The sequence below is a fragment of the Thermosynechococcus sp. HN-54 genome (assembly GCF_023650955.1).
In the GTDB taxonomy this organism is placed as follows: Bacteria; Cyanobacteriota; Cyanobacteriia; order Thermosynechococcales; family Thermosynechococcaceae; genus Thermosynechococcus.
Genome location: NZ_CP098039.1, coordinates 2,048,629 through 2,063,791, shown reverse-complemented (window position 1 = coordinate 2,063,791; position 15,163 = coordinate 2,048,629). Strand labels below are relative to the sequence as shown.

At 53.4% G+C, this 15,163-nt stretch carries 12 protein-coding genes; 8 read left to right on the top strand and 4 right to left on the bottom strand.

Annotated features, from left to right (window positions below; all coding sequences use genetic code 11):
• Window positions 1-48 precede the first annotated feature (48 nt).
• From NBE99_RS09930 to glgB, 4 genes are all read left to right on the top strand, one after another.
• Window positions 49-735: an energy-coupling factor ABC transporter ATP-binding protein gene (locus tag NBE99_RS09930; RefSeq protein ID WP_250683717.1), complete on the top strand. Its 687-nt coding sequence runs from the start codon at window positions 49-51 to the stop codon at window positions 733-735.
• Window positions 736-879: 144 nt separating this feature from the next.
• Window positions 880-1,422: a hypothetical protein gene (locus NBE99_RS09925; RefSeq protein ID WP_250681925.1), complete on the top strand. Its 543-nt coding sequence runs from the start codon at window positions 880-882 to the stop codon at window positions 1,420-1,422.
• Between the two features lie 56 nt (window positions 1,423-1,478).
• Entirely contained in the window at window positions 1,479-2,570 is a 1,092-nt protein-coding gene (locus NBE99_RS09920; RefSeq protein WP_315897333.1) for a quinone-dependent dihydroorotate dehydrogenase, read from the top strand.
• A gap of 83 nt (window positions 2,571-2,653) precedes the next feature.
• Window positions 2,654-4,954: a 1,4-alpha-glucan branching enzyme gene (glgB, locus tag NBE99_RS09915; protein WP_250681923.1), complete on the top strand. Its 2,301-nt coding sequence runs from the start codon at window positions 2,654-2,656 to the stop codon at window positions 4,952-4,954.
• Here the strand turns inward: glgB and NBE99_RS09910 are convergent.
• The 3 genes from NBE99_RS09910 to NBE99_RS09900 form a co-directional block, all read right to left on the bottom strand.
• Window positions 4,951-6,720, bottom strand: a complete 1,770-nt coding sequence (locus NBE99_RS09910; protein ID WP_250681922.1) for an ABC transporter ATP-binding protein — start codon at window positions 6,718-6,720, stop codon at window positions 4,951-4,953. The genes glgB and NBE99_RS09910 overlap by 4 nt on opposite strands.
• 136 nt (window positions 6,721-6,856) lie before the next feature.
• Window positions 6,857-8,299, bottom strand: coding sequence for an NADP-dependent phosphogluconate dehydrogenase (gene gndA, locus NBE99_RS09905; protein WP_250681921.1), 1,443 nt, complete (start codon window positions 8,297-8,299; stop codon window positions 6,857-6,859).
• 79 nt (window positions 8,300-8,378) lie between these two features.
• Window positions 8,379-9,347 carry a protochlorophyllide reductase gene (locus NBE99_RS09900; protein ID WP_250681920.1) on the bottom strand — a complete coding sequence of 323 codons (969 nt, stop codon included), beginning with the start codon at window positions 9,345-9,347 and terminating at the stop codon, window positions 8,379-8,381.
• Between the two features lie 172 nt (window positions 9,348-9,519).
• Between NBE99_RS09900 and lipA the strand changes: the two genes are divergently transcribed.
• Window positions 9,520-10,407: a lipoyl synthase gene (gene lipA, locus NBE99_RS09895; protein ID WP_250681919.1), complete on the top strand. Its 888-nt coding sequence runs from the start codon at window positions 9,520-9,522 to the stop codon at window positions 10,405-10,407.
• Window positions 10,408-10,419: 12 nt separating this feature from the next.
• Here lipA and NBE99_RS09890 read toward each other — a convergent pair whose 3' ends face one another.
• Window positions 10,420-11,103 carry a hypothetical protein gene (locus NBE99_RS09890; RefSeq protein ID WP_250681918.1) on the bottom strand — a complete coding sequence of 228 codons (684 nt, stop codon included), beginning with the start codon at window positions 11,101-11,103 and terminating at the stop codon, window positions 10,420-10,422.
• Between the two features lie 313 nt (window positions 11,104-11,416).
• Between NBE99_RS09890 and NBE99_RS09885 the strand changes: the two genes are divergently transcribed.
• The 3 genes from NBE99_RS09885 (at window position 11,417) to NBE99_RS09875 (ending at window position 15,163) form a co-directional block, all read left to right on the top strand.
• The gene (locus NBE99_RS09885) at window positions 11,417-13,204 is read left to right on the top strand and encodes an iron uptake porin (RefSeq protein WP_250681917.1); all 1,788 of its coding nucleotides are present in this window, start codon (window positions 11,417-11,419) and stop codon (window positions 13,202-13,204) included.
• A 551-nt stretch (window positions 13,205-13,755) separates the two neighbouring features.
• Complete coding sequence (locus NBE99_RS09880) at window positions 13,756-14,334, top strand: IS607 family transposase (protein ID WP_250681916.1); 579 nt, start codon at window positions 13,756-13,758, stop codon at window positions 14,332-14,334.
• A 1-nt stretch (window position 14,335) separates the two neighbouring features.
• Entirely contained in the window at window positions 14,336-15,163 is an 828-nt protein-coding gene (locus tag NBE99_RS09875) for a transposase (RefSeq protein ID WP_250681915.1), read from the top strand.

Below are 15,163 nucleotides of genomic sequence, written 5' to 3'. Positions count from 1 at the left end.
TGGTGCACGACAACCCAATTGGGGGTCATCCTCACCCTACCGAAAAACATGAGCATTGTCCAAAAACCCATGGCGGCAATCCCTGCGGCCATTCATCTCAAAGATGTTTCTTTTGGCTGGTCGCCAGAGGCGTTGGTTCTAGATCGGGTCTCACTGGACATTCCCAAAGGGCAACTGTGGATGCTCCTTGGCCGCAATGGCAGTGGCAAATCAACGTTGGTCCGTATTTTGGGGGGGCTTTTGCAACCTCAAAGTGGCGAGGTCTATGTGGAGCAACCCCTTGGTTTTGTCTTTCAAAATCCCGATCACCAACTGGTGATGCCCAGTGTCGGTGCCGATATTGCCTTTAGTCTCAATGGTGAGGCTCTTAACTATTGGCAGGTGCGCGAGCGCGTGAGTGCAGCCCTGCAAGCGGTGAATTTACAGGGTCTAGAACGCCGTCCCATCTATGCCCTCAGTGGTGGTCAAAAACAACGGGTGGCCATTGCCGGGGCGATCGCTCGCCACTGTCGGGTGCTATTGCTCGATGAACCCACGGCACTCCTTGACCCCGATAGTCAGCGGGAACTCTTGGGCTACGTGCGGCAACTGGTCAACACCCAAGGGATCACCGCGCTGTGGGTCACCCATCGTCTCGATGAACTGGCGCAAGCGGATGGTGCCATTGTTCTTGAGCGCGGCAAAGTGATTGGCCAAGGGGCACCCAGCGACATGATGCCCCTGCTGCACGCTTGAAAAGCCAACTGTTCCTGCGCCGAAAGGGATCTCTCAAACCACTGGCACCCCTCTTGGGCTGCTATGATCTAAGGACTAGGGATATAGAATGCTTGCATACAAATTCACCTGTAGGATTGAATTATTGCATTAGGAGCGATCGCCATGACTGAAACGCCTCAAACCCCACCCCCTGAAGAACCCACAGCTAAAGCTGCCCGTCCCGCCCGTCGCAGCAACCCGCCCGCCAAAGAAAATAGCGGTCAAATGGTCTCCTTGGCTGAAAAAACCGCTCTTGCCCCCGCAGGCACGACTACAGCTAGTGACATCGTGGTGTGGCAAACCTTTAATAGTGCCGGCTTGCGTCCCATTGAAGCCAGTCCCGTGCAAGTGGTGCACATGATCAAAGATGCCGGCGAGCGTCCTGTGCTCAGCAGTGGCCTACAAATCTACGACAGCATCAACTCTGCGGGTATTCGCCCCATTGTGGCGACCAATTTCCGTGTGGTTGAAACCCTGAACATCATGGGGGTGCGCCCCGTGGCTGCCGATGACTTTGAAATTGTCGAAACAGTGAATTGGATGGGTATTCGTCCGATTACCACCAGCGGTCTGCACATTGCTGAAACCTATTATTCCGCTGGGGAACGTCCTGTGGCTTCCAATATCATTGATGATTCACCCGTCCTTATGGGCTATCTGGACTAGGGTCACAGTGTTGACCATTAACCCCTTTAGGTGGGGGAATGGCAGTCTGGATGGCCATTGATCCCTATCGGCACCTGCTGCGGCCACTTCTTTTTTCTGGGTTGCAGGCGGATCCAGAATTTTTGCACCAGCAGTTTATCTCCCTCTGTGGGTGGCTCAATCAGGATCGTGCCCTGAGCACTTGGCTGCGGCAGCAACTTCAGCAACGGTATGCCCTTTCAGATCCGCGTTTAGAACGGCAGGTGTGGGGACTCCGCTTTCCCAATCCCATTGGTTTGGCGGCAGGATTTGATAAGAATGGGGTCGCCCGTAGTGTCTGGTCGGCCTTTGGTTTTGGCTTTGCGGAGTTGGGCACCGTCACTTGGCAGCCACAAGCGGGAAATCCGCGTCCGCGCCTTTTTCGCCTACCGGCCGATCGCGCTGCCATCAATCGCATGGGGTTTAATAATGCTGGGGCAGAAGCCATGGCTGCCCTTTTGGAGCGATCGCCCCGCCCTAGGATTCCCATTGGGATTAACTTAGGCAAGTCAAAAATTACCCCCTTGGAATCTGCCAAAGAGGACTATCTGGCCAGCTTTCGCCGACTCCATCCCTTAGGGGATTATTTTGTAATCAACGTGAGTTCTCCCAACACACCGGGATTGCGGGATCTCCAAGCCAAGGCACAACTGGCACCGATTCTGGAGGCACTACAAGCGGCGAATACCCCCCGCAAACCCCTGCTCCTGAAAATTGCGCCGGACTTGAGTTGGGAGCAGATTGCCGCCATTCTTGATCTGATTCAAACCTATGAATTGTCGGGAATTGTCGCCACCAACACCACCGTGGCACGGGAAGGATTAAAGACCCGGATCATTCCCCAAACGGGGCGATCGCCCGCAGATGAGGCCGGCGGTCTCAGTGGGGCACCCTTGCGCGATCGCGCGACTGCTGTCATTCGCTTTATCCACGAACAGACCCACGGCACTCTGCCGATTATTGGGGTGGGGGGGATTTTCACGCCAGAGGATGTCATCGAAAAACTAGCGGCCGGTGCGACACTGGTGCAACTCTACACTGGTTGGATTTACCAAGGACCGAGCCTATTGCCAGAGCTACTCAAAGGACTCCTAGCCCACGCCGCCGATCAAGAGAAACCAGAGAAATAGCTTCTATGCCCTTGTCAAGGGGAGCATTCTGATTGTTAACTTTTCTATAGTATTGTCCCCATATTTTACGAAAGTATAAAAATATGACCGTTTCGCCCGAACAGATTGACCGCATTGTTTCCAACCGGCACCATGACCCCTTTGAAATTTTGGGATGTCACCAGATTCATGAAAATGGCCAATCCGTGTGGGCGGTACGCGCCTATTTACCAAATGCCGAACGGGTGAGTGTCCTCTGTCCAGAGCAGCGACAAGAGTATCCGATGACGCCGGTTCATCACCCCCACTTTTTTGAATGCCGTATTCCCTTGCCCCAACTGAATAATTATCAACTGAAAATTTATGAAAATGGCCACGAGCGGGTGATCTACGATCCCTACGCGTTTCGCTCTTCCAAACTCACCGATTTTGACATCCACCTCTTTGCCGAGGGCAATCACCACCGCATTTATGAAAAACTTGGGGCACACCTGCTCACAGTCGATGGCGTTGCAGGAGTGTATTTTGCCGTCTGGGCACCCAATGCCCGCAATGTCTCTGTCATTGGCAACTTTAACCACTGGGATGGCCGCAAGCACCAAATGGCACGGCGCGGCAATGGCATCTGGGAACTCTTTATCCCCGGCTTAGGTGTGGGCGAGCACTACAAGTACGAAATTAAGAACCAAGACGGCCACATCTACGAAAAATCAGATCCCTACGGCTTCTACCAAGAACCGCGACCCAAGACTGCTTCCATTGTTACCGATCTCAATAGCTACGAATGGGGTGATAATGACTGGCTGGAAAAACGGCGGCACACTGACCCGCTGACGCAACCAATTTCCGTCTTTGAAGTGCATTTAGGATCGTGGCTCCATGCCTCGATGGACGATCCGCCCATTGGTGCCGATGGTAAACCCCAAGAACCCGTGCAGGTGGCAGAACTCAAGCCTTGGGCACGCTTTCTCACCTATCGCGAACTCGCGGCCAAACTGATTCCCTACGTTAAAGAACTGGGCTACACCCACATCGAACTCTTGCCCATTGCTGAGCATCCCTTTGATGGCTCTTGGGGCTATCAAGTCACTGGCTACTACGCCCCCACCTCTCGCTATGGCAGTCCCCAAGACTTCATGTATTTCGTAGATCAGTGCCACCAAAACGGTATTGGCGTCATTGTTGATTGGGTGCCGGGGCACTTTCCCAAGGATGGCCATGGGCTGGCGTTCTTTGATGGTACCCACCTCTATGAGCATGCGGATCCGCGTAAGGGCGAACACAAGGAATGGGGCACCCTTGTCTTTAACTACGGTCGCCATGAGGTGCGCAATTTTCTCGTGGCCAATGCCCTCTTTTGGTTTGACAAGTACCACATTGATGGCATTCGCGTAGATGCCGTGGCCTCGATGCTCTATCTTGACTATGCCCGCAAGGAGGGCGAGTGGATTCCTAATGAATATGGGGGACGCGAGAATTTGGAGGCGGCCAACTTCCTGCGCCAAGTCAACCACGTGATCTTTAGCTACTTTCCGGGAATTCTCTCGATCGCTGAGGAGTCAACGGCTTGGCCGATGGTCTCTTGGCCCACCTACATGGGGGGATTAGGCTTCAACCTGAAGTGGAATATGGGTTGGATGCACGATATTCTTGACTACTTCAGCATGGATCCGTGGTTCCGCCAGTTCCACCAAAACAATGTCACGTTTAGTATGTGGTACCACCACAGTGAAAACTTCATGCTGGCGCTCTCCCACGATGAGGTGGTACATGGCAAGAGTAACATCATTGGCAAAATGCCGGGCGATCGCTGGCAGAAATTCGCCAATCTGCGCTGTTTATTTGCCTACATGTTCACCCATCCCGGCAAGAAAACAATGTTCATGGGGATGGAGTTTGCCCAATGGAGCGAGTGGAATGTCTGGAGTGATTTAGAGTGGCACCTGCTGCAATACGAACCCCACCAGCAAACCAAACGCTTCTTTGAGGATCTGAACCGCCTCTATCGTTCACAACCTGCCCTCTATACCCAAGATTTCAAATCGGAGGGCTTTGAGTGGATTGATTGTAGTGACAACCGCCACAGTGTCGTGTCCTTCATCCGTTGGGACAAGGACTACCAAGATTTTGTCGTTGTCGTCTGTAACTTTACGCCACAGCCCCATAGCCACTACCGCATTGGTGTGCCGGAGCATGGTTTCTATAGGGAATTGTTTAACAGTGATGCCCGCGAGTATGGCGGTAGCAATATGGGCAACTTGGGCGGTAAATGGGCTGATGAATGGCCTTACCACAACCGTCGCTACTCCCTTGATCTGTGTTTGCCCCCCTTGGCAGTGCTGATCTTGAAACTAGATCGCGAAAAGACAGCGGCGGAGCGGGCACGCTATCACCTCACGCCCTAATCTTCAGGGAGGAGCTGGCCAGCTTGTACTTGCCAGAGGCCATAATAGACGCCCTGCTGCGCCAAGAGTGCCTCGTGCGTTCCCTGTTCAACGATTTCGCCGTGCTCTAGAACGTAAATGCAGTCGGCGTGGCGAATGGTCGAGAGGCGGTGGGCAATGGCAATGGTGGTGCGATGGGCGGTAATGTGCGCTAGCGATCGCTGGATGGCGGCTTCGGTTTCATTATCTACCGCCGAGGTGGCCTCATCGAGCACCAGAATGGGTGGGTCTTTGAGAATCGTGCGGGCGATCGCCAGCCGCTGCCGCTGACCGCCGGAGAGTTTTTGTCCGCGTTCACCCACCACCGTGTCATAACCTTGGGGGAGTTGCTCAATGAAGTCATGGGCTTCAGCCAGTTTTGCCGCGTGGATAACGTCGGCAAGGGTTGCTTCCGGACTGCCATAGGCAATGTTTTCAAAGACGGTGCCATGGAACAGAAAGACATCTTGACTCACCCAACCAATGACGCCGCGCAAATCCCGCAGCCGATACTCGCGAATATCTACCCCATCAATGAGGATGCGCCCCTGCTGTACCTCATAGAACCGCAGTAACAATTTCACAAGGGTACTTTTGCCGGATCCCGTAGAGCCGACAATGGCGATTGTCTGACCCGCAGGCACATGCAAACTGACATTTTTCAGCACGGGGGCACGGCCAGCATAGGCAAAGCTGACGGATTCAAAGCGCACCTCCCCTTTGACATGGCGCGGATCAAGGGGGCGATCGCCCGTACAGATCGTGACTGGCGTTTCCAGCAAATTTAGCACCCGCTGCGTTGAGGCCATGGCGCGCTGATACTGATCGAGGGTTTCCCCCAAACGGGTCAAGGGCCAGAGCAAGCGTTGAATGAGATAGACCATTGTGCTATAGGCACCCACATCCAAGCGTCCCTGAAAAGCCGCAAAGCCTCCCAGCACCAAGGTGCCCGTAAAGCCAAATAAAATCACAAAGCGAATCAGGGGAATGTAGGCAGCACTGAGGCGAATCGCACGACGATTGCTCTGTTGGTAGGCGTCACTATCCCAGCGCAGACGCTCCAATTCGTAGGCTTCCGCAGTAAAGCTTTTGATCGTTTGAATGCCCGTGATGTTGTTGGCCAAGCGTTCATTGAGGAGTCCCGCCTTTTCCCGCACATCCGCATAGCGAGGCGCCAGTCGCCGCTGAAAAAGCACGGATCCCCAAAGAATAAAGGGCATCGGCAGCATGCCCCAGATCGCCACATTGGGCGCTAGGTAGAAGAAAATACCACCAATGACGAGAACGGTGGTCGTCACTTGCAAAATTTCGTTGGCACCGCCATCTAGAAATCGCTCTAGTTGGTTAATGTCATCGTTGAGAATCGAGAGCAACACGCCACTGCTGCGCTCCTCAAAAAAGGCCAAATCCATCTCTTGGACATGGGCATAGGTCTCAAGGCGCAAGTCGTGTTGAATCTGCTGGGCTAGGTTGCGCCAACTGCGGGCATAGGCATACTCAAAGAGCGATTCCAAGCTCCAAATCACAAACGACAGCCCCGCCAAGGCCAACAATTGCTGCTCAAAGGTCGCCAGCCCCCAGCGGGCGAAGAGAGAATCCTGCCGCTTCACCACCAAATCCACGGCAATCCCAATCAAGACGGGAGGAGCGAGGTCAAAAATTTTGTTGAGCACAGAGCAGAGGGAGGCTTGCCAAACTTGGCGTTGGTAGCGTTGGCTGTGGCGCAGGAGTCGGATAAACGGATGCAAGGGTTCTTGGCCTCCCCAAGGTGCAGACTGCTAGCGGGCGATCGCCCCCGCAGAAGGGCATGACTCGCCTCATTCTTAAAATAATCTAAAGCACCGCCCCCTTAGCACAGAGCTGATTTCACTTCAGCCATGCCTCTCAAACAGAGGCCTTCCCCGCCTCCCGAATCGGCACCCACTCGGTATGAAAAGTTCCCGGCTTATCAATGCGCTCGTAGGTGTGGGCACCAAAGAAGTCCCGTTGCGCTTGCGTCAGATTTTGCGGCAGGCGATCGCGCCGATAACTATCGAAGTACTCCAACGATGCTCCAAAGGCCGGTACCGCAATTCCCGCACGGGTTGCTTCTACGAGAACCTCCCGCCACGCCGCCTGTTTATCGAGAATGGTTTGGCGAAACTCCGGCGCCAGCAGTAAATTGGCCAGTTGGGGATTTTCGCTATAGGCCTGCTTAATTTTATTCAGGAAGCCAGCGCGAATAATGCAGCCCCCCTTCCAAATGCGGGCAATCTCACTCAGGTTGAGTTGGTTATCAAACAGTTCTTGGGAGCCTTTGGCAATCAGAGCCATGCCTTGGGCATAGGAGCAGATCTTGGAGCAGTAGAGGGCATCGCGAATTTTGTTGATAAAGTCTTCCCGATTGCCGCTAAAGTGAGCCACCGGTCCGGGGAGGACCTGGGCTGCCGCCATCCGTTCCGCTTTGAGGGAGGACATAATGCGAGCATTCACAGCAGCAGTAATTGTTGGAATCGCCACCCCCATTTCAAGGGCACTTTCCACCGTCCAGCGCCCGGTTCCCTTTTGACCTGCCGCATCCACAATCACATCCACTAGGGGCAAGTGGGTTTCGGGGTCAATATAGGTGAAAATCTGACTGGTAATTTCAATCAAAAATGAGTTGAGTTCAGGGGTTGCATTCCAGCTTTGGAAGACCTCATGGAGCTGCTGGTGATTGAGGCCAAGGAGGTTTTTCAGTAGGTCATAGGCTTCAGCAATGAGCTGCATATCACCATACTCAATGCCATTGTGCACCATCTTCACAAAGTGCCCCGATCCCCCCGGCCCAATGTAGGTGACACAGGGGCCATCGTCCACTTGCGCTGCAATTTTTGTGAGGATGGGTTCTAAAGCTTGATAGGCCTCACGACTGCCACCGGGCATCAGACTTGGGCCATTGAGGGCACCTTCTTCACCACCGCTGACCCCCATACCAAAGAAGCACAGCCCTGCCGCCTCCATCTCTGCCACCCGCCGCTCTGTATCAGTGTAGAGGGAGTTGCCACCATCAATGAGAATGTCCCCCGGCTCAAGGAGCGGTTTGAGTTGCTGGATCAGGTCATCCACCGGCTGGCCGGCTTTGACCATCGCCAAAATCCGCCGCGGACGCGACAGTGACGCCACAAATTCCTCAAGACTATAGGTGGCCTTGAAGCGACGGCCTGCGGCTCGTTCCGCCATAAAAGCCTCGGTGCGGGCGGGGGTGCGGTTATAGACCGCCACTGAGAAGCCATTGCGCTCCACATTGAGGGCAAGGTTTTCCCCCATGACGGCAAGGCCAATGACGCCAAAATCTTGCTGTGACATACATCCATCCTGCAATGGCAAGGATCACTTCCACGATAGCGGCAAGCTCAGCCAGAGGAATGGAAGAAGGTGTTAACTTTTAGGCCAAACCCACCAGTTTTTCGCTCAACTCCCACAGGCGGCGAGCCTTTTGCTCATCACTGCCCTCTGCCGAGAGTTCTTGGACAAAGGCCTTGCGGCCTTGTTTTTGGCGGTTGCCCCAACTCCAGTGCACCCCGGACTGGCGAAACTCTGGATCTGCCACCACCATTGCGACCCGCTCACCGGCCAGTTCTTGGCTGACATAGCCCCCCGTGATGTACTTCTGGAAGAGGGGAAAGAGCTTCTGAAAGAGAGGGAAATGATTGCGAAAGAGGGGAGTATCAGCCACGCAACCCGGATAGAGGGAGTTAAAAACAATGCCAGTGCTATCGTGGAAGCGGCGATGCAGTTCCCGTGCCGTTAGCATATTGCAGAGCTTGCTATCTTTGTAGGCCTTGCCCGATTTGAAGGGTTTACCGTTAATCATGGCAATCGGTTTCTTAAAGCCCTTTTCAAAGCCTTCGAGATTGCCCAAATCAGGAGGAGCCGGAATCGGAATTTTACCGCCGAGTTCTTTGCGGTTGGCCGTCACGGTGCCAAGAATCACCAAGCGCTTATCGCTTTCGGGGGAGTTTTTCAGATCCTCTAGCAGCAGGTTGGCCAACAGAAAATGCCCCAAATGGTTGGTGGCCACGCTCATTTCATAGCCATCCACACTGTAGAGGGGTTCCTTGAGCAAGGGATAATAGACAGCGGCATTGCAGACCAAGGCACGCAGGGGGCGATTCAAGGCTCGAAACGACTCGACAAAGCCGCGCACACTGGCCAACGAGGACAAGTCCAAATGCAAAATCGTGTAGGCCTCTGGCGGAATCTGCAAGTCTTTGGCAGCTTGCTCTGCTTTTTCAAGATTGCGGCAGGCCATAATAACGTGCCAGCCCCGATTGGCTAAGGCTTTGGTGGCATACAAACCAACTCCAGAGGATGCACCCGTAATAATGACCGTTGGGCGTGGCTGATCACTCATAGGTTCTGTGGCATAGCTGCGGTAACGTCGCTATTAATGGTGCCATAGAAGCGATCGCCCCCTAAGCGTACCCGTGGCAATCATTTACAGTTACTTAATAAATAGACTCGATAGTTAATCAAGTTTTGTATCTAGTTCGCTTCTCCCCTATTTTCAGGATTAACCCCACTCTATGACCGTCTCCCAACCCCTGCCGCCGTGGCTGCGCAAACCCCTTGGCAAAGCCAGTGAGATCTCCACCGTGCAACGACTGGTGCGCCAGTATGGGATTCACACCATTTGCGAAGAGGGACGCTGTCCCAATCGCGGTGAATGCTATGCCCAAAAAACCGCCACCTTTTTGCTCTTGGGCGCCACCTGTACCCGTGCCTGTGCCTTTTGCCAAGTGGAGAAAGGCCATGCTCCTGCTGCGGTTGATCCAGAGGAACCCGCAAAAATCGCGGCTGCTGTGGCTACCTTGGGATTGCGCTATGTGGTTTTAACCTCTGTGGCTCGCGATGACTTGGCGGATCAGGGGGCAGGTCAATTTGTGGCTACGATGCACGCCATTCGCCAACGCTGCCCCCACACGGAAATCGAAGTCCTCACCCCCGACTTTCGCATGGATCGGGGACGCTTGAGCCAACGGGACTGCATTGCCCAAATTGTGGCAGCACAGCCTGCCTGCTACAACCACAACCTCGAAACCGTACGCCGCCTACAAGGTCCGGTGCGCCGTGGCGCCACCTATGAGAGTTCACTGCGCGTATTGGCCACTGTGAAGGAACTGAATCCCCACCTTCCCACCAAGTCGGGCTTGATGTTAGGTTTGGGAGAAACCGAGGCAGAGGTGATTCAAACCCTAAAAGATTTACGAGCCGTGGGGTGCGATCGCCTGACTTTGGGACAATATCTGCCCCCCTCTTTGCATCACTTGCCGGTGGTCAAGTATTGGACGCCCCAAGAATTTGAGAACTTGGGTCACATTGCCCGCGAACTCGGCTTTTCCCACGTGCAATCCGGGCCGCTGGTGCGTAGCTCCTATCATGCAGCAGACACCGCGCCAACCCCAGAAGCGTGATGGGTACTTCATTCACTCAGGAAAGTATTTGCCCCTTGTGGTGACCATCACAGCTCCCCGCTCACGAATCAACGCCTTGGCCGCCCGCTCAACACGATAGCCAAAAAAGAGAGGACGAATTTCCTCAGTCGCTTCCACTTGAGCCACCAGATTCAAAAACCGCTCCACCTCAGATTCAGTGAGATTGCTTTTGACTTCCCCCAGCACCAGAATCGGCTCTCCATGGACTTGACCACGGATGACCAAAGCAAACTCATACTCCCCATTGCGCAACGGCAGGGTATCCCGCTCACAAAATTCGATTTCCATGCCCCAGCGATATTCGAGGATTTCGGGCACCACTTCCAGAGCAAGGTCTTCTAGGGATCCGCCGAGAGCTTCACTGAGTCCTCCCACTTGGCGAGCCAGTTGCCTCACGGCTCGTTCTGTGCGCTCCTGAGCAGCAGCTAGTTGATCCACCCGTTCTTCGGTGCGTTTTTGAGCTTGAGCCAGTTCTGCAACAGCAACAGCTAGCTGATCCACCCGCTCCTCAGTGCGTTTTTGGGCTTGAGCCAGTTCACCGACGATGGACTTCAGCTCATTGAAGTCTCTTGCTTTCACCACATCGTTGTAGGCTTCATGGATCACTTCTGCAAGTAGATGCGCCTGTTCGGGAGGAAACGCCGCCCGCAGCTTTTCTTCGAGGGCAGAGGTCATTGCATCTATAGAAGTCTTGGCTGTACAGTGTATTCTATCGAACGAACAGGGCTGCTCTGGTTTCCACGCCCTCTATCAGGAAAGCTCTTTGTGCGGACTCCTACCACACCAGCGCGACGGATGAAATTTCAGTGTCAACAAATTAAAACAAAGTATTGGACAAATTAAAGGGGAAGCACTTATAATTTAGCAAAACTTGCATAATCGGCTTGCAACACAGTTAAGCCATATTGTGTAAGCTAGGTACTAGGGAACAGCAGAATGAGTTGATCGCTCTGCCGAACCCAGACGCTCGTGAGTGAGGAGTAACATCGTGAAAAAGACGTACCTGTTTGCAGGTAGCTTGAGCCTCCTAGGTATGGTTGCAGGGGCGAATATTGCTACTGCCAATGAACCCCCCAAATTTGAAAACCTGATTGCGGCTGAACCCCAAAATCTGCAAGTTTCTGAAGCACTGCCTGCCCCCAACACCATTGCAGACGCTTCGAGCACTATCACCTCTGTCAATCAGCTTCTTGCCAACGAAGAATCCATGGGGCAGGTGACCTCTGTCTCCCAGCTTTCCGACGTGCGTCCCACCGACTGGGCCTACCAAGCCCTTGCCTCCCTTGTGGAAAAATACGGCTGTATTGCTGGTTATCCCGATGGCACCTTCCGGGGCAACCGGGCGGCCACCCGTTATGAAATGGCAGCGGCTCTGAATGCCTGCTTGGATGTGATCAGCGATCGCTTTGCCACCAAGGAAGACCTTGCCACCCTGCAAAAACTCATGGATGAGTTCGCTGCCGAACTCGCCACCCTGCGCGGCCGCGTGGACAATCTCGAAGCCCGTACCGCCGCCCTCGAAGCCACCCAATTCTCCACCACGACCAAGCTCACGGGAACGGCGGTGATGTCGGTTCAATACGGTGGCCGGCCAAGTAGCCCTAATCTTTCCGTCAGTCCCGCTGGTATTCTTACTCCTGCATCTGGTCGCACCAATCCGACAGTTATTGCTGGCGTCATCCTGAACCTCAATACCAGCTTTACCGGTACTGACCTACTGCAAACTAGCTTGTCCACTGGGAATGGTGGCCGCGATGCCATTAGCACCTATGGTTTAGGCTTGCAAACTACTTCAACTCTAGCCCAGCCCCCTGTGGGTACAACTGACATTTTCAGCCGTCCCCTCCCCTACTTTAACCCCAGCCAGTATTACTGGTCTGGCTTTGGACCCGGTGTTAGCCTGTACCGCCTTGCCTACAGCTTCAAGCCCACTCAAGACATCACCATTACGGCGGGGCCTCAGTTCTATCCCAGTGACATCATTGACACCAATAGCTGGGCGAACTCTCCCGCCAGTGACTTTGGCACTTACTTCTTTATCAACAACCCCTTCATTGTGCCCTACGCAATGAACTTCTTAGGGGGTGCAGGTGCGGCTATCCAGTGGAATCCCAATGAAGGACCGTTTACCGTGCGTGCACTGTATCTTGCTGCCGAAGCTGGTCGAGCAGCGTCTGGAATTGTGCCACCTAGTCCTGGAGGTGGCTTTGGGGGTGATCCCTTCCAAGCTTCCCTTGAGCTAGAGTACGCTAACACCTTCGGCAATGGCCGCAACAGCTATGCAGTGAAGCTTCAAGGTACCTATTCCAAAACCTATGGTATTGAAGCTCAAGCAGGGGGCATTAACTTCGAGCTGAACCTCGGCCGCTTGGGTATCTTTGGTCGTGCTGGTGTAGCGGGCATTCCAAGTACTTATTTCCCAGGGGTATCTCCGCTGCCCTTCTCTGCTGCTAATTTTGGATTGGGGGCTCCCGGAATGATGGCCTACACCTTCATGGCGGGCATTGGCTATAAAGACTTGCTGGTGCCAGGATCAGTGCTAGCTGCTGCTGCAGGTGCGCCCTTTATCAACAGTGCTCCCACTTTTGGCGGCGGTATAGGCAACAACGCCACTCAAGTCAATGTGGAAGCCTTCTACAAGTTTCCCATTAGCGACAACATCAGCATCACACCCATCTTCACGGCGATCATTAACCCCAATAATACCAACGGTGGTGGAGTTTTCTCTGGTCAGCCGATTCTGCAAGGCGTGATTCGCACCACCTTCACGTTCTAAGGTTGCTAGATTTGCCTTTATGCCTCGTCCCTCTCCCTTGTGGAGGGGGATTTTTTTATGGGAAGTATTTACCGCGTGTGGTAACCATTACTGCGCCCCGGTTCTGAATCAGGGCTTTGGCTGCAAAAAAGAGGGGGCGAGTTTCTTCGCTTGAGCCAAATCCGCAACAATTGCCAATTGCCTTCAATTCGTTAAAGTCTTTGGCCTTCACTAAGTCGTCATAGGCCTCTCGGATCACTTCCGCCCATAGGCGCGCCTCGCCGTCCGTAGTTTTTCTGCAAGAACGGAGGTCATGCTTAGAGAAGCCTCTTTAATGTTTTAGAGAAGGGAGGCAGTTTACTATCCTTTGTAAAAGTCATTAACTTTTCTGAAGTTTTCTTTCATCTTTTCGCCGATACTGCTTAATATAATCAACACATCGGTATTCTTAAGCACATCTCTCACTTAAGGATAGTAAAACATCTCAACTAGTTTTATTGTTAAACAATCGCTGGCTGCTGCCGCAGTTGCACGAGACTTCGGTGCGGGTAATTGATCATCAATAATCTCCAGTGCCTAACTATGTCACCCAGAAAGAAGCAAGCGAATACTTCAAAATCAGCCTGCACACCTTGCGGCGCTGGGAAAAGCGAGGACTCATCAAAGCCATCCGCACCCCCTCTAGCGCAGAGCGGCGCTATGATCTCGACTCTTGGGCAGGCGCAAAGGCCAATACCGTTGTGGTCTATGCCAGAGTTAGTAGCCCCACTCAAAAATCTGACCTCAATCACCAAGTTGCCAAGCTGCTTGAACTCTATCCTAGAGCCGAAGGGGTGGCAGAGATTGGCGGCGGTCTCAACTTCAAGCGTCAACAGTTTCTTTCCTTATTGGAACGAGTGGGTCGAGGTGATGTCGCAACAATTGTGGTCGCTCATCAAGACCGACTCTGCCGATTTGGATTTGACCTTGTGCAGTGGTATTGCCAACGACATGGGTGTCAAATCGTGGTTCTCGATGATCAGGAGCTGTTTCCCCAACAGGAATTGGTTGAGGATAGTCTCGCCATCCTCCAGTGCTTCAGCAGCAGACTCTACGGACTGCGCAAGTACAAAACTGCAATCCAAAAAGATCAGGATTTATCCGCAGCCTGAATTGACAAAACAATGGAAGCAGTGGCAAGCGGCATCCCGATACTGCTACAACCAAGCGATTGCCTATATGCGGCAACGTGAGTGCAACTATGGCACCGAACTCATGCGAGTTAAAGACCGCGGGTATGGGATTTTCCCTGAGCCTGTTGTTGTCGAGACCACCCAAGCAACGGGAGTAATTGCTCTTGACCCTGGCGTGAGGACTTTCCTAAGGGGATTTGACGGTGATGCGTTTGTGGACATTGGCAAAGGCGACTTTGGACGCATTGCTCGCCTCTGTGCCCACTTGGATAACCTAGTGTCTCGAATGACTAAGGTGCATGCCAAGCGGCGGCGACGGATGCGGATGGCGGCATTCAGACTGCGAGAACGGATTCGGCACTTGATTGACGAGTGTCACAAGCAGGTGGCTCACTGGTTGACGACAAGCTACCGTTTGATTTTTCTGCCGACGTTTGAGACTGCCGATATGGTGGCCAAAGTAGGTCGAAAATTCGGTAGCAAGACCGCGCGAGCCATGCTGACATGGGCGCACTATCGGTTCAAGCAGTTTCTCAAGTTCCCAGCGCAAAAGCGTGGTGTGGTGGTCGTTGAAGTGTCTGAAGCCTATACCAGCAAGACCTGCACTCGTTGCGGTCATATTCACAACGGTTTAGGCGGACAAAAGGTATTTCGATGCCCCAACTGCCACCACAGGATGCCACGTGACTATCAAGGTGCTCTGGGAATCCTTCTCAGGGCTTTGCGGGATACCGCCTTCCTGCTCAGGAATGAGTGGGATGCTATCGTTTCAGTGCTGAGTCGTAATGCTCAGCAGTGTTCAGCGTAA